Here is a 24,399-nt window from a genome sequence, read left to right as displayed (position 1 = left end):
CCCCCCCCCCCCCCCCCCCCCCCCCCCCCCCCCCCCCCCCCCCCCCCCCCCCCCCCCCCCCCCCCCGCTCCCACAGTTTGATGGGGTTCACACTTCAGGTTCAGGCGGTTTTCCAGGTGATCTGCTCTTCACCGTCCGCGCTGATGCGAATCCAGGTGTCGGCACTTTCCTCACCTTCTTCTTCTACCCACGTACCCGGTGCGCAACGCACTTCGACGTTCAGCGCGGCAAATGCGGCGCGGGCGCAGGCGATGTCGTCTTCCCACGGGGTCTGGTCACTTTCCAGGTACAGGCTGTTCCACTTGCCCACGGCTTTCGGCAGCCAGGTAACCGGCACGCTGCCGGCCGTGCACTTGTAGGTCTGGCCCTTCTGGACCCAGTCGGTGCAAGGGCCCAGGGCGGCGCCCAGCCAGGCGGCGATGGCCTTGTGGTCGACGTCAGCGTCCTTCAGGTAAATCTCGATATCGGGTTGGCGCATGGATGTTCCTCGTTGCGGGATTCGAAAATCCATTCGCGGAAAAGTCGGTTATTGAAGCACGAAATAATCGTAGCGCATCGACACCGTGACCTGCAGCGGCTCGACCGCTTCGATCACCTCGGCACGGCGCTCGGCGCTCGCACGCCAGCCGTGGGGCGTCATGGCCAGCAGGTTGGCGCGGTCCTTGGGCTCGGCCAGGCTCAGGGTGAATGACAGCGTTTCAGTGTGCGCCAGGCTCATGCCTTCCGGCACCAGGGCCAGGTGCTTGTCGTCGGTGTACTCGCGTACTTCGTCGTACAAACGCTCGCGCAACTCCATCAGGTGGCCGGCGGTAGGGCCGACCTTCATCAAGCCGCCGCCTGGGCTGAGCAGGCGTTTGGCCTCCTGCCAGTCCAGAGGGCTGAATACGCTGGCGATAAACTGGCAACTGGCATCGGCCAAGGGCACGCGGGCCATGCTGGCGATCAACCAGGTCAGTGCCGGATTGCGCTTGCAGGCGCGCTTGACCGCTTCCTTGGAGATATCCAGGGCATAGCCGTCGGCATGGGGCAGGGCATCGGCGATTTGCGCGGTGTAGTAACCCTCGCCGCAGCCGATGTCCACCCAGCGCTGCGGTGCACGTTCGCGAGCCAGTTCGGCCAGGCGCCTGGCCACCGGGGCGTAGTGCCCGGCGTTGAGGAAGTCCCGGCGCGCCTCGACCATCGCGAGGTTATCGCCCGGGTCGCGGCTGTTCTTGTGCTGCACCGGCAACAGGTTCAGGTAACCCTGGCGGGCACGGTCGAAACGGTGCCCGGCCGGGCACGCCACGCCGTTGTCCACCGCGTTGAGCGGTGCGCTGCAAATGGGGCAGGCAAGCATCAGGCGAGCAACTTGATCAGGGTCTGGTAGTAGATTTCGGTCAGCACATCGAGATCGCTGGCCAGGATGCGTTCGTTGACCTGGTGGATCGTCGCGTTCACCGGGCCCAACTCGACCACCTGGGTGCCGAGGGTCGCAATGAAGCGCCCATCGGACGTGCCGCCACTGGTGGAGGCCTTGGTTTCACGACCGGTGATCGCCTTGATGCTGGCCGATACGGCATCCAGCAACGCGCCCGGTTCGGTCAGGAACGGCAGGCCCGACAGCGCCCATTCCACGTGCCAGTCCAGGTCATGCTTGTCGAGAATGGCCGCGACGCGTTGCTGCAGGCCTTCTACCGTGGATTCGGTGGAGAAACGGAAGTTGAACACCGCAGTCAGGTCGCCAGGGATCACGTTGGTCGCGCCGGTACCGGAATTGAGGTTGGAAATCTGGAAGCTGGTCGGCGGGAAGAAGGCGTTGCCATCGTCCCAATGCTCGGCGGCGAGTTCCGCCAGCGCCGGGGCCGCCAGGTGGATCGGGTTCTTTGCCAGGTGCGGATAGGCCACGTGGCCCTGCACGCCGCGCACGGTGAGGGTGGCACCGAGAGAGCCACGACGGCCATTCTTGACCACGTCGCCCACCAGCGTAGTGCTCGACGGTTCGCCGACGATGCACCAGTCCAGGCGCTCCTTGCGCGCGGCCAGGCGCTCGATCACGGCCTTGGTGCCGTGGTGCGCCGGGCCTTCTTCATCGCTGGTGATCAGGAAGGCGACCGAGCCCTTGTGGTCCGGGTAGTCAGCGACAAAACGCTCGGAGGCCACCAGCATGGCGGCCAGGCTGCCTTTCATGTCCGCCGCGCCACGCCCGCAGAGCATGCCGTTGTCGTCGATCAGCGCGTCGAACGGGTCGTTCTGCCAGGCCTGTACCGGGCCGGTCGGCACCACGTCGGTGTGGCCGGCGAAGCACAGCACCGGGCCATCATGCTTGCCATGGGTGGCCCAGAAGTTGTCCACGTCCTCGATGCGCATCGGCTCCAGTGCAAAACCGGCGTCGCCCAGGCGCTGCATCATCAGCTTCTGGCAGTCGGCGTCGATCGGCGTCACCGAGGGGCGACGGATCAAGTCGATGGCAAGTTGAAGGGTCGGCGAAAGCTCGGCATGGGCCGTCATGGGGAAACTCCGGAAAGCGTGTCGTGGGCGCAGGACGTAGGTGGGATTCAGAGCCTGGATGGCACCCTTCCAATGTGGGAGCTGGCTTGCCGGCGATAGCATCGCTGCGGTGTGCCTGGCAGACCGCGGCGTCTGCATCGCAGGCAAGCCAGCTCCCACAGGGAATTGGGCCAGGCCAAGTCTCACAAAACGGCCGTTATCTTATAGCAAAACGGCGGCCAGAGGCCGCCGTTTAGTGCATTGCGCGAGTTTTTACTCCGCCGTTGCCGGCTCAACCGTCGGTGCGGGTTTGGGCAGCGACGAGAGGAACGCCATGATCAACGCCGCTACATAGGGCAGCGACTGCACCATCAGCATGACCACCCAGAAGCGCATGTCATTGCTCGGCAGGCCCTGCACCAGGTAGATCCCCAGCGCCGCGCCCCACAACAGCAGCATGATGAACATTTCTTCGCGGGCTTCGGAAATCGCTACCCAGAAGCCGTGGTTATCCGCGTTTTTCGGTGTACGAAAGAACGGAATGCTGGTGGTGAAGAAGCCGTACAGCACCGCTTTGGCGATGGTATGGGACAACGCCAGCCCGGCGAGGGCCGCGCAGAACGCATCTTTCAAGTTCACGCCCACCGCACGGCGGTAGAGGAAAATGATCTTGCCGACCTTGAACACGAACAGCGCCAACGGCGGGATCGCGAAAATCAGCAGCGGCGGGTCGACCCGGGTTGGCACGATGATCATCGCCGCCGACCACAACAGCGCGCCGACGGTGAAGAAGATGTTCATGCCATCCGCCACCCACGGCAACCAGCCCGCGAGGAAGTGATAGCGCTGGCCCCGGGTCAGCTCGGTGTCCTTGCCGCGCAACAGGCTGGCGGTGTGCCGCTTGATGATCTGAATCGCACCGTAGGCCCAGCGGAAACGCTGTTTCTTGAAGTCGATAAAGGTATCCGGCATCAGGCCCTTGCCGTAGCTGTCGTGGTAGTACGCCGCCGACAGGCCTTTCTCGAACACACGCAGACCAAGTTCGGCATCTTCACAGATGCACCAGTCGGCCCAGCCGAGCTCTTCGAGCACCGAGCGGCGGGTCATGGTCATGGTGCCGTGCTGGATGATCGCGTCACGGTCGTTGCGGGTAACCATGCCGATATGGAAGAAGCCTTTGTATTCGGCGTAGCAGAGCTTCTTGAAGGTGCTTTCGTTCTGGTCGCGGTAGTCCTGCGGCGATTGCACGACCGCGATTTTCGGGTCGGCGAAGTGCGGCACCATGTGCTTGAGCCAGTTCGGCGACACGCAGTAGTCCGAGTCGATCACCGCGATCACTTCGGCATCCTTGGCGGTGTGCGGGATCAGGTAGTTCAGCGCGCCGCCCTTGAAACCGGCCAGGGGCGCGACGTGGAAGAACTTGAAGCGCGGGCCCAGGGTTGCGCAGTAGTCACGCACCGGCTCCCACACCGCCGGGTCCTTGGTGTTGTTGTCGATGATCAGGACTTCGTAGTCCGGGTAATCGAGGGCGGCCAGGGCGTCGAGGGTCTGTTTGACCATCTCTGGTGGCTCGTTGTAGCACGGCACGTGGATCGACACTTTCGGGCGGTAGTCCGAATCCCCTTCAACCGGCAGGAATTCACGCCGGCGCTTGTGAGTCCAGACCGCTTCGGCCAATTCGTGGGCTTCGGTCAGCAACACGATGAATACGCCCAGCGCACCGAGCGCCAACAGGAATCCGACCGTCAGGCTGAACCAGGTGCTGTATTGCTGGCTGTAGTCGTAGCCGATCCACACCAGCACCGACCCGCACAGGAACGCGATAAAGGTCAGGAAGGTGCGGCCACGCTGGCGCAAGGCCGAGCCGTCGATCATCAGCAGGGTCAGGGACAGCAGCGCAAGCACCACCGAACCGATGGCCAGCACGCGCCACTGCGGGATTGCGACCACCGGGCCTTCGAAGTTGAATTTCTGCTGGCGTGCGGCGTTGTACACGCCCCAGTAGGCGCCCACCGAACCTTCGTCGCTGGCTTTCCACGGCTGGTCGAAGGCCTCGATCACGAAGTAGTTGTAGCCCTGGCGGTTCAGCGTATTGACCAGCTTGCGCAGGTAAATTGCCTGGTCCGCCGGCGAGGCGTCAGCACCACCGCGCATGCGCCCGTTGCTCGGCCAGCCAACCTCCGACAGCAGCAACGGCTTTTTCGGGAAGGTCTTCTTCAGGTCCCTGGCACGGTCGAGTACGAACTGGCCCGCCTGGTCGACCGGAATATGTTCCCAGTACGGCAGGATGTGCGCGGCGATCAAGTCGACGTGCTTGGCCAGTTGCGGGTTATGTTCCCAGATGTGCCATTGCTCGGAGGTGGTCACCGGCACTTTCACGGCGGCGCGCACGCGGTCCAGCAGCACGATCAGCGCTTCGGGGGTGATTTCTTCACGGAACAACGCTTCGTTACCGACGACTACCCGCACAACGCTGCGCGAGCTGTTGGCGATCTCGATGGCGCGCTGGATTTCACGCTCGTTGCGCTCCAGGTCCGGGCTGATCCAGATCCCCAGCGTCACGCGCAGGCCGAATTCTTCGGCGAGCTTGGGGATATCCCCCAGCGTACCGTCGACCGAGTAGGTACGGATGTTGTCCGTCAGCTTGCTCATGATCGCCAGATCCTGGCGCATCTGGTCGTCGGTCGGGTACTGGTCTTTCTGCGGGTACTGGCCTTGCTGGAACGGCGAGTAGGAAAAACCGGAGATCTGCTCGGGCCAGTTAGGGGTGGTGACCGGGCGGTTGATCAGCGCCCAGAAGCCGGTGAACAGCGCGGCAATTGCCAGCACCACCACCAGGTTGAGTCCAAATTTACGCGATGACATGGCTATTTCGGGTTCCAAAGGGTGTGGAACGAAAAGAGGTGTCGGCCTACGCCGAACGGCGCGCATCCTACACCGGCGCTTCCCTGAGCGTATAGCAGACAGAGAAAAGCCGGACGTTAGTCAGCGAAAGACCACCTAAGTTCTTTACTTGTAACTTGTAGCTTAAAACTTGCCGCTGCGTAGCCCATAATGCGCGCCGGTTTTTGGGGTAATGGTCATGAGTACAGAAGATCCGCGGTTTGCAGGCGTCGCCCGCTTGTATGGCATTGAAGGCCTGGAACGCTTGAAAGCGGCTCATGTGGCAATCGTCGGCGTTGGCGGCGTGGGCTCCTGGGCGGCCGAAGCCATCGCCCGCTGCGGGGTGGGCGAAATTTCGCTGTTTGACCTGGACGATGTCTGCGTCAGCAACAGCAATCGCCAGTTGCACGCCCTGGACAGCACCGTGGGCAAGCCCAAGGTCGAAGTGATGGCCGAGCGCCTGCGCGGCATCAATCCGGATTGCACGGTGCACGCGGTGGCCGACTTCGTGACCCGCGACACCATGGCCGAATACATCACGCCGACCATCGATTGCGTGATCGACTGCATCGACGCCGTCAACGCCAAGGCCGCGCTGATCGCCTGGTGCAAGCGCCGCAAGATCCAGATCATCACCACCGGCGGCGCGGGCGGGCAGATCGACCCGACGTTGATCCAGGTCTGTGACCTGAACCGTACCTTCAACGACCCGCTGGCCTCGAAAGTGCGTTCCACCTTGCGCCGCGATTACGGCTTTTCCCGCACTGTGACCCGCCATTACAGTGTGCCGTGCGTGTTTTCCACCGAGCAGCTGCGCTATCCCAAGCCGGACGGCAGCATCTGTTTGCAGAAGAGTTTTGTCGGGGATGGGGTGAAACTGGACTGCGCGGGTGGGTTTGGCGCGGTGATGATGGTCACGGCCACGTTTGGCATGGTGGCGGCGACCAAGGCCGTGGACAAGATCGTAGCCGGCGTGCGCAGGCCGTCGGAGCGGGTCAAGCCTGAGTAAGCCTCACTGCTCAGTACGCGCTTAAAAGGTCGGAGCTGGCTTGCCTGCGGTAGCCTCACCGCGGTCTGACTGATAGATCGAAGTGCCTGCATCGCCGGCAAGCCAGCTCCCACCTTTGATCTGCATCTGCCCGGTTGCCTGAGCCACACCTCAATTCCTGTGGGAGCTGGCTTGTCCGCGAAGGCAGTGTGTCAGTTGATGCATCAGGTGCCTGACACACTGCTTTCGCAGGCAAGCCAGCCCACGTTTAGTTTTGTGTACTGCTTAATTCGCGCATGCGCTGCAAGACGGCATTCAAGCCATTGCTGCGCGACGGCGACAGCTGCCGTGACAGGCCCAGCTGTGCGAACCAATCAGGCAAGTCGACGGCCTCCAATTCGGCGGCCGACAACCCATTGACCCGTGCCAGCAGCAACGCTACCAACCCACGAATCATCCGCGCATCGCTGCTGGCAGCAAACTGCCAGTGGTCGTCCTCTAAACGTCCCACCAACCACACCAGGCTTTCACAGCCCTGCACCAGGTTGGCGTCGACCTTGTCCTCATCCGCCAATGGCGGCAGGCGCTCGCCCCATTGCATCAGCATCCGCGCGCGCTGCTCCCAACTGCCGACCGCCTGGAAGGCTTCCAGCGCGGCCACCGCATCCAACGGCAGGCTCATCGCAGCATGTCCAGCGCCTGGTCGAGCGCTTCAAAGAAGCGTTCCAGGTCATCGGAGTCGTTGTACAGCGCCAGGGACACACGAATGGCCCCGGACAAATGCAGCGCCTTGAGCAGTGGCATCGCGCAATGATGGCCGGCGCGAACGGCAATGCCTTGCTCGGTCAGCAGGTGCGCAAGGTCGGCGTTGTGCACGCCCTCGACCACGAAACTCACCAGCGCTACCTGCGGCGCACCCAGCACACGCACGCCATTGCGTGCCTGCAGCCCGCGCAGCAGGTAGTCATGCAGTGCCGCTTCATGGGCGGTCACTGCCTGCTCGTCCAGTGAGCTCAGGTAATCCAGGCTGGCACCCATGCCGATCACACTGGCAATCGGCGGCGTTCCGGCCTCGAAGCCCAGCGGCGCGGGACGAAAGCTGGCGCTGTGATAATCGGCCTGCTGCACCATCTCGCCGCCGAACTGCCAGTGGCGCAGGTGATGCAGGGCTTCATTGCGGCCAAACAGCACACCGACGCCGTCCGGGCCGTAGAGTTTGTGGCTGGAAAATACATAAAAGTCGCAGCCCAGGGCCTGCACATCGTGGCGTCCGTGGACGATGCCTTGCGCGCCATCGACCACCGTCAGCGCGCCATGGGCCTTGGCCAGTGCCAGCAAGGGCTCCAGCGGCTGCCAGGTACCGAGCACGTTGGACAGCTGGCTCACCGCCAACAGGCGTGTACGTGGGCCGATCAACTCGGCAGCGGCATGCAGGTCGATCACGCCGTCAGCGTCCAGCGGCAACACCACCAGCGTAAGCGCGCGACGTTTGGCCAGTTGCTGCCAGGGCAGCAGGTTGGCGTGATGTTCCAGGGCGCTGATGACCAGCTCATCGCCCGCATTGAATAAGTGTTCGAGGCCATATGCCAAGAGGTTCAGCGCTGAGGTAGCGCCATGGGTAAACACGATTTGCCCGCTGTCACCTGCGTTCAACCACTGCGCAACCTTGCTGCGACTGTCCTCGAAGGCCTGGGTCGCATGGGCACCCGGCAAATGCTGGGCACGGTGCACATTGGCTGCGCCATTGGCGTAGTAATGGCTGATGGCATCCAACAGGGCTTGGGGCTTTTGTGTGGTGGCGGCGTTGTCCAGGTAGGTCTGGTCTTGCCGTTGCAGGGTGGCGATGGCCGGAAAATCGGCGCGCCAGGGGGAGGGCACAAGCATGGTGATCAAGACTCGTATAAGCGAGCCGCAACCCGAAGGCGCGGCCCGCTAGTGGCATCGAGTGGCTGCTTAGTTGTGAGCGTGCAGCGCTTCGTTCAGTTCGATGGCCGATTTGTGGGTTTTGCACTCCACGGCACCGGTCTCGGAGTTGCGGCGGAACAGCAGGTCCGGCTGGCCGGCCAGCTCGCGAGCCTTGACCACCTTGACCAGTTGGTTCTGCTCATCGAGCAGCGCGACCTTGGTCCCGGCGGTGACGTACAGGCCCGATTCCACGGTGTTGCGGTCACCCAACGGGATGCCGATACCGGCGTTGGCGCCGATCAGGCAGCCTTCGCCGACCTTGATCACAATGTTGCCGCCGCCCGACAGGGTGCCCATGGTGGAGCAACCGCCGCCCAGGTCCGAGCCCTTGCCGACGAACACGCCCGCCGAAACCCGGCCTTCGATCATGCCCGGGCCTTCGGTGCCAGCGTTGAAGTTGACGAAACCTTCGTGCATCACCGTGGTGCCTTCGCCCACGTAGGCGCCCAGGCGGATACGCGCGGCGTCAGCGATACGCACGCCGGCCGGTACCACGTAGTCGGTCATTTTCGGGAACTTGTCCACCGAGAACACTTCCAGCAGCTCGCCACGCAGGCGCGCTTCCAGTTGGCGTTCGGCCAGTTCGTTGATGTCGATGGCGCCCTGGCTGGTCCACGCTACGTTTGGCAGCTGCGGGAACACACCGGCCAGGCTCAGGCCATGTGGCTTGACCAGGCGATGCGAGAGCAGGTGCAGCTTGAGGTAGGCCTCAGGCGTGGAGGTCAGTGCGGCGTCTTCGGCCAGCAGGGTGGCAACCAGCGGGTTGTGGCTTTCAGCCAGGCGGCTCAGCAGCGCGGCCTGGGCAGCGTCGACGCTTTTCAGCGCGTCAGCCAGTTGCAGGGCTTGCGTCACGGTGAAGGTGATCGCCTGGTTGCCTTCGCTGTAGCCAAGGATTGGCGCGATGGCGGCAACGATTTCAGCCGATGGGTTGAGCAAGGGTTGTGCGTAAAACACTTCCAGCCAAGCACCTTGGCGGTTCTGAGTGCCGACGCCGAAGCCCAGGCTGAACAGGGAATTGGACATGCTGTTACCTCTACAAAAATGGAAGGGCTGGCCTACTTGAGGGCCGCCGAATAACTATCTGGCTTGAAGCCAATCAGGGTTCTGTCACCGAGATCAAGCACCGGGCGCTTGATCATCGAGGGTTGTGCGAGCATCAGTTCAATAGCTTTCGACTGATCGAGATCGGCTTTGCGTTCGTCTTCGAGTTTGCGAAAGGTGGTGCCCGCACGGTTCAAAACCACCTGCCAACCGTGCTCGTTGCACCATTGGGTCAAGTGTTCGCGGTCGATACCGGCCGTTTTGTAGTCGTGGAACTCATAACTGACGCCGTGCTCATCGAGCCACGTGCGCGCCTTTTTCATGGTGTCGCAGGCTTTGATGCCGAAAAGGTGCAACGTTTTGCTTGAAACGGTCAAGGAATTGCCCCCCTTTGGACAAATGAAACTGAAAGGTCACGGATTATGCCACGGCCAGCGGGTTTGGGTGCCTCTCGTCAGCACCGTGCGACTTTTGTGCAAAGGCCAGCGCGCAGCATAGGCGAGTAACATAGCCCGGTAATATGGCACTTCAACGGCCAGTTGTTGCCTGATAGGTGTCGTTGCAAGTCGATTGTCCGGGAAACCCGCGTTATGCAAACCGCCTACACCGTTCTTATCCTGCTGATGCTGGTCAGCGTTTCGCGCCTGGTCGGGCGCATCATTCCACTGCCGTTGCCCCTCGTACAGATTGCCGCCGGCGCCTTGCTTGCATGGCCCACGCTGGGGTTGCATGTGGCGCTGGACCCGGAGCTGTTCCTGTTTCTGTTCCTGCCGCCGCTGCTGTTCTCCGATGGCTGGCGCATGCCCAAGCGCGAGTTGTGGCGCCTGCGCGGGCCGATCCTGACGCTGGCAGTGGGCCTGGTGCTGTTCACTGTGGTCGGTGCTGGCTACTTCATCCATTGGCTATTGCCGACGATCCCGTTGCCGGTGGCCTTCGCCCTGGCTGCCGTGCTGTCGCCGACGGACGCCGTGGCGGTGTCGGCGATTGCCCAGAACCGTTTGCCGACTCCCTTGATGCATATGCTCCAGGGCGAGGCGCTGATGAATGATGCCTCGGGCCTGGTGACCTTCAAGTTTGCCCTGGCGGCGGCGTTGACCGGCGTGTTCTCGTTGGCCGATGCCAGCCTGACCTTTGTGTTGGTCGCGGTGGGTGGCCTGGCAGTCGGGGTGGCGCTGAGCTGGCTGGTCGGGCGCCTGCGCGCCTGGATGATCGCGCGAGGCTGGGACGACCCGGCGACCCACGTGGTGTTCATGTTGCTGCTGCCGTTTGCCGCCTATGTGTTGGCTGAACGCCTCGGCGCCTCGGGCATCCTGTCGGCGGTCGCCGCAGGCATGATGCAAAGCTGGCTCGACCTGCTGCCGCGCCAGACCAGCACGCGCCTGCTCAACCGCAGCGTCTGGTCGCTGCTGGAGTTTGCCTTCAATGGCTTGATCTTCCTGCTGTTGGGCCTGCAATTGCCGGACATCATCAAGGCCGTGGTCAGCCATGAGCCGACGCTGTGGCCGACCTTGTTGTATCGCTGCCTGGACGTGATCGCGATTTTCCTGGTGCTGGTGGTGTTGCGCTTTATCTGGGTGCAAAGCATCTGGCGCCTGTCGGGCTTGCTCCGCCGTCTGCGTGGGAAAAGTGAGTTGACCCTGGTGCCCACTGCACGCTCCTGCTGGCTGTTGACCGTCGGCGGTGTGCGCGGTGCGGTGACCCTGGCCGGCGTCATGTCGGTGCCATTGTTGCTGGCGCCGGGCCAGGATTTTCCCGAGCGCGACCTGCTGATCTTCATCGCGGCCGGCGTGATCCTGCTGTCGTTGATTGCCGCCTGTATCGCCTTGCCGCTGCTGCTGCGCGGCATCGAAAAAAGCCCGGATGAAAAGCGCCACAACGAGGTACGCGAGGCCTGGAAAAAGACTGCGGTGGCCGCAATTCATGCCCTGGAGACAGAGGAACCCGCCGAAAGCGGCACCCCGGACGCCGCCCAGGCCGCACTGGCGACCGAGCTGAAGGCGCGGCTGATGTCGGAATATCGTCATCAACTGGAGGTGTTCAACGACTCGGCAGAAGCCCAGGCGCTGGCGCAGCAGATGGATCAGCTTGAACGCAAACTGCGCCTCAAGGCCCTGCGTGCGCAGCGGTTGGAGCTGTACAGCCTGAGCCGTCATCACCAGATTGGTGATGACGTATTGCGCGAAGTGTTGGCGGATCTGGATATGAGCGAGGCGAACCTGGGTCAGGTGAAGTGACCTGCGGGGCGCTTAGCGGCGACGCTGGATAAAGTCGCGAATCCGCTCAGCCGCCTCCACACACTCTGCCAATGGCGCAACCAGTGCCAGGCGCACACGCCCGGCGCCGGGGTTGAAACCGTCGACTTCCCGCGACAGGTACGAACCCGGCACCACGGTCACGTGTTCTTCCACGAACAGGTCGCGGCAGAAGGCGGCATCGTCGCCATTCACATTCGGCCACAGGTAGAACCCGCCGTCCGGGGCCTGTACGTCCAGCACCGGCTTGAGGATCGCCAGCACGGCGTCGAACTTCTCGCGATACAGGTCGCGGTTGGCCTGCACGTGGGCTTCGTCCTGCCAGGCGGCGATGCTCGCCAGTTGGGTTTGCACGGGCATCGCGCAGCCGTGGTAAGTGCGGTACAGCAGGAAACCCTTGAGGATTTCGGCATCGCCGGCCACGAAGCCCGAGCGCAGGCCTGGCAGGTTGGAGCGCTTGGACAGGCTGTGGAACACCACGCAACGCTTGAAGTCCTTGCGACCCAGCGCCACGCAGGCACTGAGCAGGCCTGGCGGCGGGGTCTGTTCGTCGAAGTACAGCTCGCTATAGCACTCGTCGGCGGCGATCACGAAGTCGTATTCGTCGGCCAGGGCGATCAGTTTTTTCAGTGTGTCGACCGGGATCAGGGCGCCGGTCGGGTTGCCTGGGGAGCACAGGAAGAGGATCTGGCAGCGTTTCCAGATATCGGGCGAGACCGCATCGAAATCCGGGTTGAAGCCATTTTCGTCCAGGCACGGCAGGTAGTGCGGCTTGGCCCCTGCCAGGAACGCGGCGCCTTCGTAGATCTGGTAGAACGGGTTCGGGCTGACGACCAGCGCGTCGTCGCCGCGGTTGACCACGGTCTGGGTGAAAGCGAACAAAGCCTCACGGGTGCCATTGACCGGCAGGATGTTACGCGCCGGATCGAGCCAGCCCTTGGGCACGTGGAAGCGGCGTTCGCACCAGGCGCCGATGGCCTCGCGCAGGGCCGGGATGCCCAGGGTGGTGGGGTAGACCGCCATTTGGTCGAGGTTGTTGCTCAGCGCTTCGGCGACGAATGCCGGCGACGTGTGCTTGGGTTCGCCGATGGACAGCGCGATCGGGCGTTTGTCCGGGTTCGGCGTGACACTGCCGAGCAGGGCGCGCAATTTCTCGAACGGGTAGGGCTGCAGCTGGTTCAGGGCGTTGTTCATAAGGGCCTCAATCACGGTGGGCACGGACCCTGTGGGAGCTGGCGTGCCTGCGATGGCATCGCGTCGGTGTAGCTGATACACCGAGCGGCCCGTATCGCAGGCAAGCCAGCTCCCACAGGGATCGTGTTTACAACGTTAAATAATCAAATGGTCAGGCGCGACAGCTCGACGCCGGGTTCCTGGGTCACGCTCAACTGCTGAACGATGGCCTCCTGCAAGCGGCGGCACAGCTCAGGGTCGGACAGCGGCTGGTTATCGGCATCGGTAATAAAGAACACGTCTTCCACGCGCTCGCCGAGGGTCGCAATCTTGGCGTTCTGCAACGACAGGTCGAACTCCAGGAAAATCCCGCCGATACGCGCCAGCAGGCCTGGCCGGTCCGGGGCGCTGAGTTCCAGCACCGTCACCGGGCGCTGGGCGTCGTTGGAAATGGTGACCTGGGGCGCGAACGCAAAGTGCTTGAGCTGGCGCGGTACGCGGCGCTGGATGATGGTCGGGTAGTCATCCGGGTTGCGCAGCGCTTCGGTCAGGCCTTCGCGGATCTTTTTCACGCGCACCGGGTTGTCGCCAATCGAGTCGCCGTCGGTGTCGAGCACGATATAGGTGTCGAGGGTGAACTGGCTGCTGGAGGTGATGACCCGGGCGTCATGGATGTTCAGGTTGAGCTGGTCCATCGCCGCCACGGTCACGGCGAAGAAATCGTGCTGGTCGGGGGCGTAGATGAAAATCTGCGTGCCGCCTTCGAATTCGCGCTGGGTGGTTTCCTTGATCAGCACCAGCGGGCCGCCATCGGCAGGCTGCTGCAGGATCGCGTCAGTGTGCCAGGCAACATCGCCGGCGGTGTGGCGCAGGAAATAATCGTCTCCCAGCTGCGACCACAGCTGTTCGACGTCGTCCGGGTCGTTGCCGCCGCGCACCAGGATATCCAGGGCTGCGCTTTGCGTACGGCGGATCTGCTCCTCGCGGTCCACCGGGTTTTCCAGGCCGCGACGCAGGGCGCGCTTGGTCTCGGTGTACAGCTGGCGCAACAGGCTGGCGCGCCAGGAGTTCCACAGCGTCGGGTTGGTGGCGTTGATGTCGGAGACGGTCAGCACATACAGGTAATCAAGGCGGGTTTCATCACCGACGATCTGCGCGAAATCATGGATCACCTGCGGGTCGGACAAGTCCTTGCGCTGGGCGGTGGTCGACATCACCAAGTGGTTCTGCACCAGCCAGACGATCAGGCGGCTGTCCCACAGCGGCAACTGGTGGCGCTGGCAGAAAGCCTCGGCATCCACTGCACCGATTTCCGAGTGGTCGCCATGCCGGCCTTTGCCGATGTCGTGGTACAGGCCGGCCAGGTAGATCAGCTCCGGCTTGGGCAGCTTGGCCATTAGCTTACTGGCCAGCGGGAATTTTTCTGACACCTGGGTGTACTGCAACTTACGCAGGTGCTTGATCAGGTTGAGGGTGTGGGCGTCCACCGTATAGATGTGGAACAGGTCGTGCTGCATCTGCCCGACGATAAAGCCGAATTCCGGCAGATAGCGCCCGAGAATGCCGTAGCGGTTCATCCGACGCAGGTTGCGGTGGATGCCGATCTTGCACTTGAACAGCTCGATGAACAGGCTGGTGTTGCGAATGTCGTGGCGAAAATCGTCGTCGATCAGGTGACGGTTTTCTCGCAGCAGGCGAATGGTGTCGGCGCGCACACCTTTGATTTCCGGCTGTTGGGCCATCAGCACAAAGATTTCCAGCATGGCGAACGGGGTGCGGCGGAACACGTTGTCGTTGCGCGCCTCGATATAGCCGTCATGCAATTGGAAGCGCGAGTTGATCGGCTGCGGCGGCGCTTCGTCTTCAGGGGCCAGGATAACTTCTTCGAAGTGCTGGATGATCAGGTCGCTGAGCTGGGCAATGCTCATGACCACCCGGTAATACTGCTGCATGAAGCTTTCGATGCTGGTCTTGGCGTCCTCGCCTTCGAACCCCAGCAGGGTCGCGATGGAGCGCTGGTGGTCGAACAGCAGGCGGTCTTCGGCGCGCCCGGCGAGCATGTGCAGGGCGTAGCGCACTTTCCAGAGAAACTCCTGGGACGAAGCCAACAGGGCGTTTTCGCTCTCGACCAGGAACCCTTCGCCCGCGAGGGCGCGCAGGTTCAGGGTGCCGTACTGGCGACGGGCAACCCACAAAATCGTCTGGATATCCCGCAGCCCGCCCGGCGAGCCTTTGACGTTGGGTTCCAGGTTGTATTCGGTATCGTTGTACTTGTGATGGCGGGCCTTCTGCTCGGCACGCTTGGCCAGGAAGAAGTCCTTGCTCGGCCACATGTGTGCGGTACTGGTGACTTCGAGCATGCGCTGGCGCAGGCGCTCGGGGCCGGCGATGGTGCGGCTTTCCATCAGGTTGGTGATCACCGTCAGGTCGGCGCGAGCCTCTTCGGCGCACTCGTCCACCGAACGCACGCTCTGGCCGACTTCCAGGCCGATGTCCCACAGCAGCGTCAGAAATCGCTCGATGGAATCGCGAAAGATCTCATGATCGGCGCTGTCCAGCAGGATCAGCAGGTCGATGTCGGAGTAAGGGTGCAACTCGCCGCGACCGTAGCCGCCGACCGCCACCAGGGCGATGTCGGCGTCTTCGCTCCAGCTGAACTGTTCCCAGGCCTTCTGCAGGATGTTATCGACGAACCAGGCGCGGTCCTCGATCAGCCGACGGATGTCCCGGCCGCTGCGAAAGCGCTCGTCGAGCACCTCGCGAGCCTGGCGGATAGCTTTCTTGAAAGCGGCGATAGGGCTCGCCTTCAGGGCCAGTTCGGCCTGGAACTGGCCACGGTCGAAGAGTTCGGGATCCACCTGGGGCATCGATCGGCTTTCCTTTCTATCTAACAGTCAGTCACAACACAATGGGGGAAAACCAAGGCTGCTGCCTTACGCCGAAACGCGAGGGATCGTGTCGTCGGCGCGCAGGGTGAAGATCTCGTAGCCGGTCTCGGTGACCAGCAGGGTGTGTTCCCACTGGGCCGAGAGCTTGCGGTCCTTGGTGATGGCGGTCCAGCCGTCGCCCAGCACCTTGGTGTCGGCCTTGCCCTGGTTGATCATCGGCTCGATGGTGAAGGTCATGCCAGCCTTGAGTTCCATGCCGGTGCCGGCACGGCCGTAGTGCAGGATCTGCGGCTCCTCGTGGAACACTGTGCCGATGCCATGCCCGCAGAATTCGCGCACCACCGAGAAGCCGTTCTTTTCAGCATGCTTCTGGATCACTTCACCGATGTCGCCCAGGCGGCAGCCAGGCTTGACGATTTCGATGGCCTTGTACATGCATTCCTGGGTGACCTGGGACAGGCGCTCGGCCCAGACCGGCACGGTGCCGACGTGGAACATGCGGCTGGTGTCGCCGAAGTAGCCATCCTTGATCACGGTGACGTCGATGTTCAGGGTGTCGCCTTCCTTCAATGGCTTGTCACCCGGGATCCCGTGGCAGACCACGTGGTTGACCGAGGTGCAGATCGACTTGGGGAAGCCCTTGTAGTTCAGCGGCGCAGGGATGGCCTTTTGCACGTCGACTATATAGTCGTGGCAGATCTGGTTGAGCGTTTCGGTGGTGACGCCTGGCTTGACGTGCTCGGCAATCATTTCCAGCACGTCGGCAGCCAGTTTGCCGGCGATGCGCATGCCGGCGATGTCTTCGGCGGATTTCAAACTAACGGTCATACAGGCTCTCTCTAGCGCGACGCGCTGAAATCAATACGGTTTACGGGTGTGCGACAAAAGGTTGCAGAACTCGCACAAGCCCCAAAAAACGCGATTCTAACAGACGATGGCGTCAAATCATGACCCTCTGATGATCGCTTCTCTCTATCAGATGGGGCTAAATTCGCTCTATTCAAAGGGTTACGCCAATGCCGCGCACGGCAAATGTGATTGCGGGTTTCGTTTTCGCCCTTCGTGTGGTATAAAATGCGCCGCTTTCCGGGGATACCCCGCAAAGCTTAAATCCACACACGTGTCGACACGATGACCTGGGTGCCGGAGGCCTTGCTGCCGCTGGTTGGTCATTGGGATACGTGGAGGCCAAACCCGACTTATTAAGGAACTATCATGTCCCAAGTCAACATGCGCGATATGCTGAAGGCCGGTGTGCACTTCGGTCACCAGACCCGTTACTGGAACCCGAAAATGGGTAAGTACATTTTCGGCGCGCGTAACAAGATCCACATTATCAACCTTGAAAAAACCCTGCCAATGTTCAACGAAGCTCTGACTTTCGTAGAGCGCCTGGCACAGGGCAAAAACAAGATTCTGTTCGTCGGCACCAAGCGTTCCGCTGGCAAGATCGTTGCTGAAGAAGCAGCACGTTGCGGTTCGCCGTACGTCGATCACCGCTGGTTGGGCGGCATGCTGACCAACTTCAAAACCATCCGTGCTTCCATCAAGCGTCTGCGTGACCTTGAAGTGCAAGCCGAAGACGGTACTTTCGCCAAGCTGACCAAGAAAGAAGCGCTGATGCGCTCCCGTGACCTGGAAAAGCTCGATCGTTCCCTGGGTGGTATCAAGGACATGGGCGGTCTGCCTGACGCACTGTTCGTTATCGACGTTGATCACGAGCGCATCGCGATCACCGAAGCCAACAAGCTGGGCATCCCGGTTATCGGCGTAGTCGATACCAACAGCAGCCCGGAAGGCGTTGACTACATCATCCCAGGCAACGATGACGCAATCCGCGCTATCCAGCTGTACATGGGTTCGATGGCTGATGCTGTAATCCGTGGTCGCAACCACGTTGCTGGTGGTACCGAGCAGTTCGTTGAAGAAGCTCCGGTAGCAGCCGCTGAGTAATTGACGCCCTGGCGTTGACTCAGTAAGCAAAAAGGGGGCTTGGCCCCCTTTTTGCCACCTCGAAAACCATTTGTGGGCGCCCACTTGTGGCAGCGCAACCTAGCGACTGTAACGTGCAGCGGCCTACAACGGAGATTCGGGAAGAATTGATCGCCCGTTTGATCGGGTGGAATGGTTGAAAACCTATCCAAGAGGATTTTGAAATGGCAGAGATTACTGCAGCGTTGGTTAAAGAACTGCGTGAGCGCACCGGCGAAGGCATGATGGATTGCAAAAAGGCCTTGACCAAGGCCGGCGGCGACATCGAAAAAGCCATCGACGACATGCGTGCTTCGGGCGCCATCAAGGCCGCCAAGAAAGCCGGTAACGTTGCTGCTGAAGGCGCCATCGCCCTGAAGGAAGACGGTAAATCCGCAGTCCTGCTGGAAGTGAACTCGCAGACCGACTTCCTGGCTCTGCAGGATGACTTCAAGGCATTCGTTGCTGCCAGCGTTGAAAAAGCATTCGCTGACAAGCTGACGACCGTTGAGCCTCTGATCGAAGCTCAAGAAGCTGCTCGCCTGGTACTGGTCGGCAAGGTTGGCGAAAACGTCAACATCCGTCGCCTGGCTCGCGTTGAAGGTGATGTTGTCGGTGGTTACCTGCACGGCAACAAAATCGGTGTAGCGGTAGTTCTGAAAGGCGGCGACGTTGAGCTGGCCAAAGACATCGCTATGCACGTTGCTGCCAGCAACCCTGAGTTCCTGCTGCCTTCGGAAGTTTCTGCCGAAGCGATCGAGCGTGAAAAAGCTGTGTTCCTGCAGCTGAACGAAGAAAAAATCAAAGGCAAGCCAGAAAACATTGTTGAGAGCATGGTCAAGGGCCGTATCAGCAAGTTCCTGGCTGAAGCAAGCCTGGTTGAGCAGGCGTTCGTCAAGAACCCTGAAATCAAGGTCGGCGAACTGGCCAAAAAAGCCGGTGCTGAAATCGTTTCCTTCACTTACTTCAAAGTAGGCGAAGGCATCGAGAAGCCGGTCGACAACTTCGCTGAAGAAGTTGCTGCCCAGCTGGCTGCCGCCAAGCAATAAGACAGTTTTCAACTGTCGCCCAAAAGAGGCTGCCCGCTCACGCGCGCAGCCTCTTTTCAAATGGGCAGGCCGATTTTATTTGGCTTACCCTCGGAACTGGCTTACAAAGCCGTGTTCCGATGGCGCTGTGACAGCGTCCAGCTAGAGTGAACGCAAGCCGTAAACGGCTCGCCAAGAATTTTTTAAAAAATACGCCGCAGGAGAGATTCGCAATGGCTCAGCAGGGCAGTGGTTATCAGGCTCGCTATAAACGCATTCTACTCAAGCTTAGCGGCGAGGCCCTGATGGGCTCGGAAGAGTTCGGGATCGATCCCAAGGTGCTCGATCGCATGGCGCTGGAAGTCGGCCAACTGGTCGGTATCGGCGTGCAGGTCGGCCTGGTGATTGGCGGCGGCAACCTGTTCCGCGGCGCGGCACTGAGTGCGGCCGGCATGGATCGGGTAACCGGCGACCACATGGGCATGCTGGCCACTGTGATGAACGCCCTGGCGATGCGTGACGCCCTGGAGCGTGCCAATATCTCGGCTATCGTGATGTCGGCTATTTCCATGGTTGGCGTGACCGATCACTATGATCGCCGCAAAGCCATGCGCCACCTGAACTCCAAAGAAGTGGTGATCTTCGCTGCGGGTACTGGCAACCCGTTCTTCACCACGGACTCGGCTGCCTGCCTGCGCGCCATCGAGATCGATGCCGACGTAGTGCTCAAGGCCACCAAGGTGGACGGCGTCTACACCGCAGATCCATTCAAAGACCCGCATGCCGAGAAGTTCGATCATCTGACCTACGATGAAGTGCTGGATCGCAAGCTGGGTGTGATGGACCTGACGGCTATTTGCCTGTGCCGCGACCACAAGATGCCGCTGCGCGTATTTAACATGAACAAGCCCGGCGCCCTGCTGAACATCGTACACGGCGGCGCGGAAGGGACTCTGATCGAGGAAGGCCAACAATGATCAACGAAATCAAGAAAGACGCCCAAGCGCGTATGCAGAAATCCCTGGAGTCTCTGAGCCATGCTTTTGGCCAGATTCGTACCGGCAAGGCTCACCCAAGCATCCTGGGTAGCGTGATGGTGCCTTACTACGGCGCTGACACCCCGCTGAGCGGCGTGGCCAACGTCACTGTGAAAGACTCGCGCACCCTGCAGGTCGTGGCGTTCGAGCGCAACATGCTCGCTGCCGTCGACAAGGCAATCCAGAGCGCTGGGCTGAACCTCAACCCGACCAACCTGGGCGAGTTGCTGCTGATCTCCATGCCTGCCCTGACCGAAGAAACCCGCAAGGGCTTCACCAAGCAGGCGCGCAGCGCCGCGGAAGATGCTCGCGTTGCCGTGCGCAACATCCGTCGTGATGCCCTGGGTGACCTGAAGAAGCTGGTCAAGGACAAGGAAATCAGCGAAGACGAAGAGCGTCGCGCCGTCGCCGATATCGACAAGCTGACCAAGGACGCCGAGGCCCAGATCACCAAGGCCACGGAAGAGAAAGAAAAGGACCTGATGGCCGTATAAGGGGTCAGGACGCCTTCATGGAAAAGACCAAGCAGACTGTACCCTCTGTGGTGCCGCGCCATGTCGCGATCATCATGGATGGGAATAATCGCTGGGCGAAGAAACGCTTTATGCCGGGTGTTGCCGGGCATAAAGCGGGTGTCGATGCGGTACGGGCTGTGATTGAGGTGTGTGCCGAGGCCAAGGTCGAAGTCTTGACCCTGTTTGCCTTCTCCAGCGAGAACTGGCAGCGCCCGGCCGAAGAAGTCAGTGCCTTGATGGACCTGTTCTTCAAGGCTCTGCGTCGCGAGGCCAAGCGCCTCAACGACAACAACATCAGCCTGCGCATCATTGGCGATCGCTCGCGTTTCCACCCGGAACTGCAGGCCGCCATGCGCGAAGCCGAGGCCATTACCGCCGGGGCCAACCGTTTTGTGCTGCAGATCGCAGCCAACTACGGTGGCCAGTGGGATATCGCCCAGGCCGCGCAGCGACTGGCCCGCGAAGTGCAAGCCGGTCATCTGCGCCCGGACGACATCACGCCCGAACTGCTGCAGACCTGCCTGGTGACCGGCGACCTGCCGTTGCCGGACTTGTGCATCCGCACCGGTGGCGAGCACCGCATCAGCAACTTCCTGCTGTGGCAGCTGGCCTATACCGAGCTGTACTTCTCCGACCTGTTCTGGCCGGACTTCAAACACGATGCCATGCGTAATGCGCTGGCCGATTTCGCTTCCCGTCAGCGTCGCTTCGGTAAAACGAGCGAGCAGATCGAAGCTGGAGCCCGGGTTTAATGCTTAAACAACGAATCATCACAGCACTGATCCTGTTGCCGATCGCCTTGTGTGGGTTTTTCCTGCTCGATGGTTCCGGCTTTGCGCTGTTTATTGGCTTGGTCGTAACCCTGGGCGCCTGGGAATGGGCGCGCCTGGCGGGCTTCAGTGCACAGTTGCCACGTGTGGTGTACGCCGCAATCGTGGCGCTGTTGCTGTTTCTCATGTACATCCTGCCGGACGTCGCGCCCTGGGTGCTGGGGGCGGCGGTCTTGTGGTGGGCGCTGGCGACGTTCCTGGTGCTGACCTATCCGCGCACCAGCAGTCATTGGTCCAGTGTGGCCTGCAAGCTGGTCATTGGCCTGTTGATCCTGCTACCGGCCTGGCAAGGGCTGGTACTGATCAAGCATTCGCCGATGGGCAACTGGCTGATCATGGCGGTGATGGTGCTTGTCTGGGGCGCGGATATCGGCGCCTACTTCTCGGGTCGTGCGTTCGGCAAGCGCAAGCTGGCGCCGGCGGTCAGCCCGGGCAAGAGCTGGGAGGGCGTGTACGGCGGCCTGGCATTGACCCTGCTGATCACGCTGGTGGTGGGTGTGGTGCGTGACTGGTCGGTGAAGGAGATCTTCCTGGCGCTGCTGGGCACTGCCATCGTCGTCTTTATCTCGGTGGTCGGTGACCTGACCGAAAGCATGTTCAAGCGCCAGGCCGGGATCAAGGACAGCAGCAACCTGCTGCCGGGTCACGGCGGCGTGCTGGATCGTATCGACAGCCTGACGGCGGCCATCCCGATTTTTGCCGTACTGCTGTGGATGACTGCCTCGTGAGCCGCCTGCAACAGGTAACCGTGCTGGGGGCTACGGGCTCGGTAGGGCTGAGCACCCTGGACGTGATCGCTCGCCACCCGGATCGCTATCAGCTCTTCGCGCTGACCGGATTCTCCCGTTTGAGCGAATTGCTCGCCCTGTGTGTGCGTCACGCACCGCGTTTCGCCGTCGTGCCTGAGGCCACGTTGGCGCGCGGGCTGCAGGATAATCTGCGGGCTGCCGGGCTGGCTACCCAGGTGTTGGTGGGCGAGGAGGGGCTGTGCCAGGTGTCGGCGGATGCCGAGGTGGATACCGTTGTCGCCGCCATCGTCGGGGCAGCTGGCTTGCGTCCAACCCTCGCTGCGGTCGATGCTGGCAAGAAGATCCTGTTGGCCAATAAAGAAGCGCTGGTGATGTCCGGTGCACTTTTTATGCAGGCGGTGCGCAAGAGCGGCGCGGTGTTGCTGCCCCTCGACAGTGAGCACAACGCCATTTTCCAGTGCATGCCGGGTGACTTTGCCCGAGGCCTGAGCCAGGTCGGCGTGCGTCGGATTCTGCTGACGGCCTCTGGTGGTCCTTTCCGTCAAACTCCGTTGGCTGAGCTGGAGCATGTGTCTCCGGACCAGGCCTGCGCTCATCCGAACTGGTCCATGGGGCGCAAGATCTCCGTGGATTCGGCAAGCATGATGAACAAGGGGCTGGAGTTGATCGAGGCCTGCTGGCTGTTCGATGCACGCCCCGAGCAAGTCGAGGTGGTGATCCACCCGCAAAGTGTGATTCATTCCCTGGTCGACTATGTGGATGGTTCGGTGTTGGCGCAGTTGGGTAACCCCGACATGCGCACGCCCATCGCCAACGCCCTGGCCTGGCCGGAGCGGATTGATTCCGGCGTGGCGCCATTGGACCTGTTTGCAATTGCGCGGCTGGATTTCGAGGCGCCGGACGAGCAACGCTTTCCTTGCCTGCGCCTGGCACGACATGCGGCGCAAGCGGGTAACAGCGCACCGGCGATGCTCAATGCTGCCAATGAAGTGGCCGTGGCGGCGTTTCTCGAACGGCGCATCCGCTTTCCGCAGATCGCGAGTATCATCGAGGACGTCCTGGCGCTTGAGCCTGTCGTGGCAGTGAATGATCTGGGAGCGGTGTTCGAGGCTGATGCCAAGGCTCGTGCCCTGGCTCAACAATGGCTGGACCGCAACGCGCGTTAGTTTGAGGGCGTGTTTGAGCCTTCAGGCACTGGATTGGAATGCGGAGAAATTAGATGAGTGCGCTTTACATGATTGTCGGCACCCTGGTTGCTCTGGGTGTGCTGGTTACCTTCCACGAATTCGGCCACTTCTGGGTGGCACGTCGTTGCGGCGTCAAGGTATTGCGCTTTTCCGTCGGTTTCGGCATGCCGCTGTTGCGCTGGCATGACCGTCGCGGCACCGAGTTTGTGATTGCGGCCATCCCCTTGGGTGGCTACGTCAAGATGCTCGATGAGCGCGAAGGTGAAGTGCCGGCTGATCAACTGGACCAGTCCTTTAACCGCAAGACCGTTCGTCAGCGTATTGCGATTGTTGCCGCGGGACCAATCGCCAACTTCCTGCTGGCGATGGTGTTCTTCTGGGTGCTGGCCATGCTCGGCAGCCAGCAGGTGCGCCCGGTCATCGGCGCGGTCGAGGCCGATAGCATGGCGGCCAAGGCCGGCCTGGTCGCAGGGCAAGAAATTGTATCCATTGATGGCGAGCCCACCACGGGGTGGGGCGCGGTCAATTTGCAATTGGTTCGTCGCCTGGGTGAGAGCGGTACCGTCAATGTGGTGGTGCGCGAGCAGGATTCCACGACCGAAACCCCGCGTACGCTGGCCCTTGACCATTGGCTGAAGGGGGCTGACGAGCCTGATCCGATCAAATCCCTGGGTATCCGTCCGTGGCGCCCGGCGCTGCCGCCGGTGCTCGCCGAGCTGGACCCGAAAGGCCCGGCCCAGGCCGCCGGGTTGAAAACCGGTGATCGCCTGTTGGCCCTCGATGGCCAGGCATTGGGCGACTGGCAGCAAGTGGTCGACCTGGTTCGTGTACGGCCTGATACCAAAATTGTGCTGAAAGTTGAGCGCGACGGTGCTCAAATCGACATCCCTGTCACCCTGGCGGTGCGCGGGGAAGCCAAGGCGGCCGGGGGTTACCTGGGTGCCGGGGTGAAAGGTGTAGAGTGGCCGCCATCGATGGTGCGCGAGGTCAGTTTCGGGCCGTTGGCAGCAATTGGCGAGGGCGCTCGACGCACCTGGACCATGAGTGTGCTGACCCTCGAATCCCTCAAGAAAATGTTGTTCGGCGAGCTCTCGGTAAAAAACTTGAGTGGACCGATAACCATTGCTAAAGTGGCGGGCGCTTCTGCCCAGTCGGGTGTCGCGGATTTCCTGAATTTCCTGGCTTATCTGAGTATTAGCCTGGGTGTTCTGAATTTGCTGCCCATTCCAGTATTGGATGGGGGGCATCTGTTGTTTTATCTGGTCGAGTGGGCGCGTGGTCGTCCCTTGTCGGATCGGGTGCAGGGTTGGGGGATACAGATCGGTATCAGTTTGGTGGTCGGGGTGATGTTGTTAGCCTTGGTCAACGATCTGGGTCGTCTGTAACGCTTCGCTGAATTGCGAATCTGCCGCATTTTGCGGCAGTT

The 24,399-nt window shown here is 61.5% G+C and carries 21 protein-coding genes; 10 read left to right on the top strand and 11 right to left on the bottom strand.

Translation table 11 applies throughout. The annotated features are described in order from the left end of the window. Positions 1 to 100 precede the first annotated feature (100 nt). From AC07SI_RS22845 to AC07SI_RS22830, 4 genes are all read right to left on the bottom strand, one after another. Positions 101 to 478, bottom strand: coding sequence for a hypothetical protein (locus AC07SI_RS22845; protein WP_106804969.1), 378 nt, complete (start codon positions 476 to 478; stop codon positions 101 to 103). Between the two features lie 48 nt (positions 479 to 526). Continuing rightward, positions 527 to 1,336 (bottom strand): putative RNA methyltransferase, encoded by an 810-nt coding sequence (locus AC07SI_RS22840; RefSeq protein ID WP_262134481.1) that lies wholly within the window; start codon positions 1,334 to 1,336, stop codon positions 527 to 529. After that, positions 1,336 to 2,487: a succinyl-diaminopimelate desuccinylase gene (dapE, locus tag AC07SI_RS22835; RefSeq protein WP_282398232.1), complete on the bottom strand. Its 1,152-nt coding sequence runs from the start codon at positions 2,485 to 2,487 to the stop codon at positions 1,336 to 1,338. Before dapE ends, AC07SI_RS22840 begins: the two co-directional genes overlap by 1 nt. Positions 2,488 to 2,739: 252 nt before the next feature. Then, complete coding sequence (locus AC07SI_RS22830; RefSeq protein WP_495006556.1) at positions 2,740 to 5,331, bottom strand: glycosyltransferase; 2,592 nt, start codon at positions 5,329 to 5,331, stop codon at positions 2,740 to 2,742. Positions 5,332 to 5,548: 217 nt separating this feature from the next. Here AC07SI_RS22830 and tcdA point away from each other — a divergent pair, with 217 nt between their 5' ends. Then, positions 5,549 to 6,358, top strand: a complete 810-nt coding sequence (gene tcdA / locus AC07SI_RS22825; protein ID WP_410017420.1) for a tRNA cyclic N6-threonylcarbamoyladenosine(37) synthase TcdA — start codon at positions 5,549 to 5,551, stop codon at positions 6,356 to 6,358. A 247-nt stretch (positions 6,359 to 6,605) separates the two neighbouring features. Here the strand turns inward: tcdA and AC07SI_RS22820 are convergent, their stop codons facing one another. From AC07SI_RS22820 to AC07SI_RS22805, 4 genes are all read right to left on the bottom strand, one after another. Next, positions 6,606 to 7,019, bottom strand: coding sequence for a SufE family protein (locus AC07SI_RS22820; RefSeq protein ID WP_495006555.1), 414 nt, complete (start codon positions 7,017 to 7,019; stop codon positions 6,606 to 6,608). Then, positions 7,016 to 8,221: an aminotransferase class V-fold PLP-dependent enzyme gene (locus AC07SI_RS22815; protein WP_495006554.1), complete on the bottom strand. Its 1,206-nt coding sequence runs from the start codon at positions 8,219 to 8,221 to the stop codon at positions 7,016 to 7,018. The genes AC07SI_RS22820 and AC07SI_RS22815 overlap by 4 nt, the downstream gene beginning before the upstream one ends. 69 nt (positions 8,222 to 8,290) lie before the next feature. Continuing rightward, the gene (dapD, locus tag AC07SI_RS22810; RefSeq protein ID WP_106804963.1) at positions 8,291 to 9,325 is read right to left on the bottom strand and encodes a 2,3,4,5-tetrahydropyridine-2,6-dicarboxylate N-succinyltransferase; all 1,035 of its coding nucleotides are present in this window, start codon (positions 9,323 to 9,325) and stop codon (positions 8,291 to 8,293) included. A gap of 32 nt (positions 9,326 to 9,357) precedes the next feature. Beyond that, complete coding sequence (locus tag AC07SI_RS22805; protein ID WP_229999207.1) at positions 9,358 to 9,666, bottom strand: arsenate reductase; 309 nt, start codon at positions 9,664 to 9,666, stop codon at positions 9,358 to 9,360. 267 nt (positions 9,667 to 9,933) lie between these two features. Between AC07SI_RS22805 and AC07SI_RS22800 the strand changes: the two genes are divergently transcribed. Further along, entirely contained in the window at positions 9,934 to 11,577 is a 1,644-nt protein-coding gene (locus tag AC07SI_RS22800; protein WP_065903095.1) for a Na+/H+ antiporter, read from the top strand. 12 nt (positions 11,578 to 11,589) lie between these two features. On the opposite strand, the gene dapC is transcribed toward AC07SI_RS22800, so the two are convergent. The 3 genes from dapC to map all read right to left on the bottom strand — a co-directional run bounded on the left by dapC (position 11,590) and on the right by map (position 16,484). Next, positions 11,590 to 12,789 (bottom strand): succinyldiaminopimelate transaminase, encoded by a 1,200-nt coding sequence (dapC, locus tag AC07SI_RS22795; RefSeq protein WP_495006553.1) that lies wholly within the window; start codon positions 12,787 to 12,789, stop codon positions 11,590 to 11,592. A 143-nt stretch (positions 12,790 to 12,932) separates the two neighbouring features. Continuing rightward, positions 12,933 to 15,635 (bottom strand): [protein-PII] uridylyltransferase, encoded by a 2,703-nt coding sequence (locus AC07SI_RS22790; protein WP_106804959.1) that lies wholly within the window; start codon positions 15,633 to 15,635, stop codon positions 12,933 to 12,935. A gap of 66 nt (positions 15,636 to 15,701) precedes the next feature. Further along, complete coding sequence (gene map, locus AC07SI_RS22785) at positions 15,702 to 16,484, bottom strand: type I methionyl aminopeptidase (protein ID WP_065903086.1); 783 nt, start codon at positions 16,482 to 16,484, stop codon at positions 15,702 to 15,704. Positions 16,485 to 16,871: 387 nt separating this feature from the next. Between map and rpsB the strand changes: the two genes are divergently transcribed. The 8 genes from rpsB to rseP all read left to right on the top strand — a co-directional run bounded on the left by rpsB (position 16,872) and on the right by rseP (position 24,358). Next, complete coding sequence (gene rpsB / locus AC07SI_RS22780; protein WP_003189158.1) at positions 16,872 to 17,609, top strand: 30S ribosomal protein S2; 738 nt, start codon at positions 16,872 to 16,874, stop codon at positions 17,607 to 17,609. A 203-nt stretch (positions 17,610 to 17,812) separates the two neighbouring features. Next, entirely contained in the window at positions 17,813 to 18,676 is an 864-nt protein-coding gene (tsf, locus tag AC07SI_RS22775; RefSeq protein WP_495006552.1) for a translation elongation factor Ts, read from the top strand. Between the two features lie 212 nt (positions 18,677 to 18,888). Further along, positions 18,889 to 19,632: a UMP kinase gene (gene pyrH, locus AC07SI_RS22770; protein WP_003189161.1), complete on the top strand. Its 744-nt coding sequence runs from the start codon at positions 18,889 to 18,891 to the stop codon at positions 19,630 to 19,632. Beyond that, on the top strand, positions 19,629 to 20,186 hold the full coding sequence (gene frr / locus AC07SI_RS22765; protein WP_016974404.1) for a ribosome recycling factor: 558 nt from the start codon (positions 19,629 to 19,631) through the stop codon (positions 20,184 to 20,186). Before pyrH ends, frr begins: the two co-directional genes overlap by 4 nt. A gap of 17 nt (positions 20,187 to 20,203) precedes the next feature. After that, a complete protein-coding gene (gene uppS / locus AC07SI_RS22760; RefSeq protein ID WP_016974405.1) occupies positions 20,204 to 20,959 on the top strand; it encodes a polyprenyl diphosphate synthase in 756 nt (251 codons plus the stop codon). Then, positions 20,959 to 21,765 (top strand): phosphatidate cytidylyltransferase, encoded by an 807-nt coding sequence (locus tag AC07SI_RS22755; protein ID WP_065903083.1) that lies wholly within the window; start codon positions 20,959 to 20,961, stop codon positions 21,763 to 21,765. Before uppS ends, AC07SI_RS22755 begins: the two co-directional genes overlap by 1 nt. Continuing rightward, positions 21,762 to 22,952 carry a 1-deoxy-D-xylulose-5-phosphate reductoisomerase gene (gene ispC / locus AC07SI_RS22750; RefSeq protein WP_495006551.1) on the top strand — a complete coding sequence of 397 codons (1,191 nt, stop codon included), beginning with the start codon at positions 21,762 to 21,764 and terminating at the stop codon, positions 22,950 to 22,952. Before AC07SI_RS22755 ends, ispC begins: the two co-directional genes overlap by 4 nt. Before the next feature lie 53 nt (positions 22,953 to 23,005). Continuing rightward, positions 23,006 to 24,358: a sigma E protease regulator RseP gene (gene rseP / locus AC07SI_RS22745; RefSeq protein ID WP_065903081.1), complete on the top strand. Its 1,353-nt coding sequence runs from the start codon at positions 23,006 to 23,008 to the stop codon at positions 24,356 to 24,358. The last annotated feature ends 41 nt before the right edge of the window (positions 24,359 to 24,399 follow it).

This window comes from Pseudomonas sp. GW821-FHT05D12, from assembly GCF_059419825.1.
This window is presented reverse-complemented; position numbering and strand designations above follow the sequence as displayed.

Excerpts from the sequence above, each read along its gene's own strand:
- AC07SI_RS22845 (WP_106804969.1), bottom strand. The coding sequence starts at position 478 with ATGCGCCAACCCGATATCGAGATTTACCTGAAGGACGCTGACGTCGAC.
- AC07SI_RS22840 (WP_262134481.1), bottom strand. The coding sequence starts at position 1,336 with ATGCTTGCCTGCCCCATTTGCAGCGCACCGCTCAACGCGGTGGACAAC.
- dapE (WP_282398232.1), bottom strand. The coding sequence starts at position 2,487 with ATGACGGCCCATGCCGAGCTTTCGCCGACCCTTCAACTTGCCATCGAC.
- AC07SI_RS22830 (WP_495006556.1), bottom strand. The coding sequence starts at position 5,331 with ATGTCATCGCGTAAATTTGGACTCAACCTGGTGGTGGTGCTGGCAATT.
- tcdA (WP_410017420.1), top strand. The coding sequence starts at position 5,549 with ATGAGTACAGAAGATCCGCGGTTTGCAGGCGTCGCCCGCTTGTATGGC.
- AC07SI_RS22820 (WP_495006555.1), bottom strand. The coding sequence starts at position 7,019 with ATGAGCCTGCCGTTGGATGCGGTGGCCGCGCTGGAAGCCTTCCAGGCG.
- AC07SI_RS22815 (WP_495006554.1), bottom strand. The coding sequence starts at position 8,221 with ATGCTTGTGCCCTCCCCCTGGCGCGCCGATTTTCCGGCCATCGCCACC.
- dapD (WP_106804963.1), bottom strand. The coding sequence starts at position 9,325 with ATGTCCAATTCCCTGTTCAGCCTGGGCTTCGGCGTCGGCACTCAGAAC.
- AC07SI_RS22805 (WP_229999207.1), bottom strand. The coding sequence starts at position 9,666 with ATGAAAAAGGCGCGCACGTGGCTCGATGAGCACGGCGTCAGTTATGAG.
- AC07SI_RS22800 (WP_065903095.1), top strand. The coding sequence starts at position 9,934 with ATGCAAACCGCCTACACCGTTCTTATCCTGCTGATGCTGGTCAGCGTT.
- dapC (WP_495006553.1), bottom strand. The coding sequence starts at position 12,789 with ATGAACAACGCCCTGAACCAGCTGCAGCCCTACCCGTTCGAGAAATTG.
- AC07SI_RS22790 (WP_106804959.1), bottom strand. The coding sequence starts at position 15,635 with ATGCCCCAGGTGGATCCCGAACTCTTCGACCGTGGCCAGTTCCAGGCC.
- map (WP_065903086.1), bottom strand. The coding sequence starts at position 16,484 with ATGACCGTTAGTTTGAAATCCGCCGAAGACATCGCCGGCATGCGCATC.
- rpsB (WP_003189158.1), top strand. The coding sequence starts at position 16,872 with ATGTCCCAAGTCAACATGCGCGATATGCTGAAGGCCGGTGTGCACTTC.
- tsf (WP_495006552.1), top strand. The coding sequence starts at position 17,813 with ATGGCAGAGATTACTGCAGCGTTGGTTAAAGAACTGCGTGAGCGCACC.
- pyrH (WP_003189161.1), top strand. The coding sequence starts at position 18,889 with ATGGCTCAGCAGGGCAGTGGTTATCAGGCTCGCTATAAACGCATTCTA.
- frr (WP_016974404.1), top strand. The coding sequence starts at position 19,629 with ATGATCAACGAAATCAAGAAAGACGCCCAAGCGCGTATGCAGAAATCC.
- uppS (WP_016974405.1), top strand. The coding sequence starts at position 20,204 with ATGGAAAAGACCAAGCAGACTGTACCCTCTGTGGTGCCGCGCCATGTC.
- AC07SI_RS22755 (WP_065903083.1), top strand. The coding sequence starts at position 20,959 with ATGCTTAAACAACGAATCATCACAGCACTGATCCTGTTGCCGATCGCC.
- rseP (WP_065903081.1), top strand. The coding sequence starts at position 23,006 with ATGAGTGCGCTTTACATGATTGTCGGCACCCTGGTTGCTCTGGGTGTG.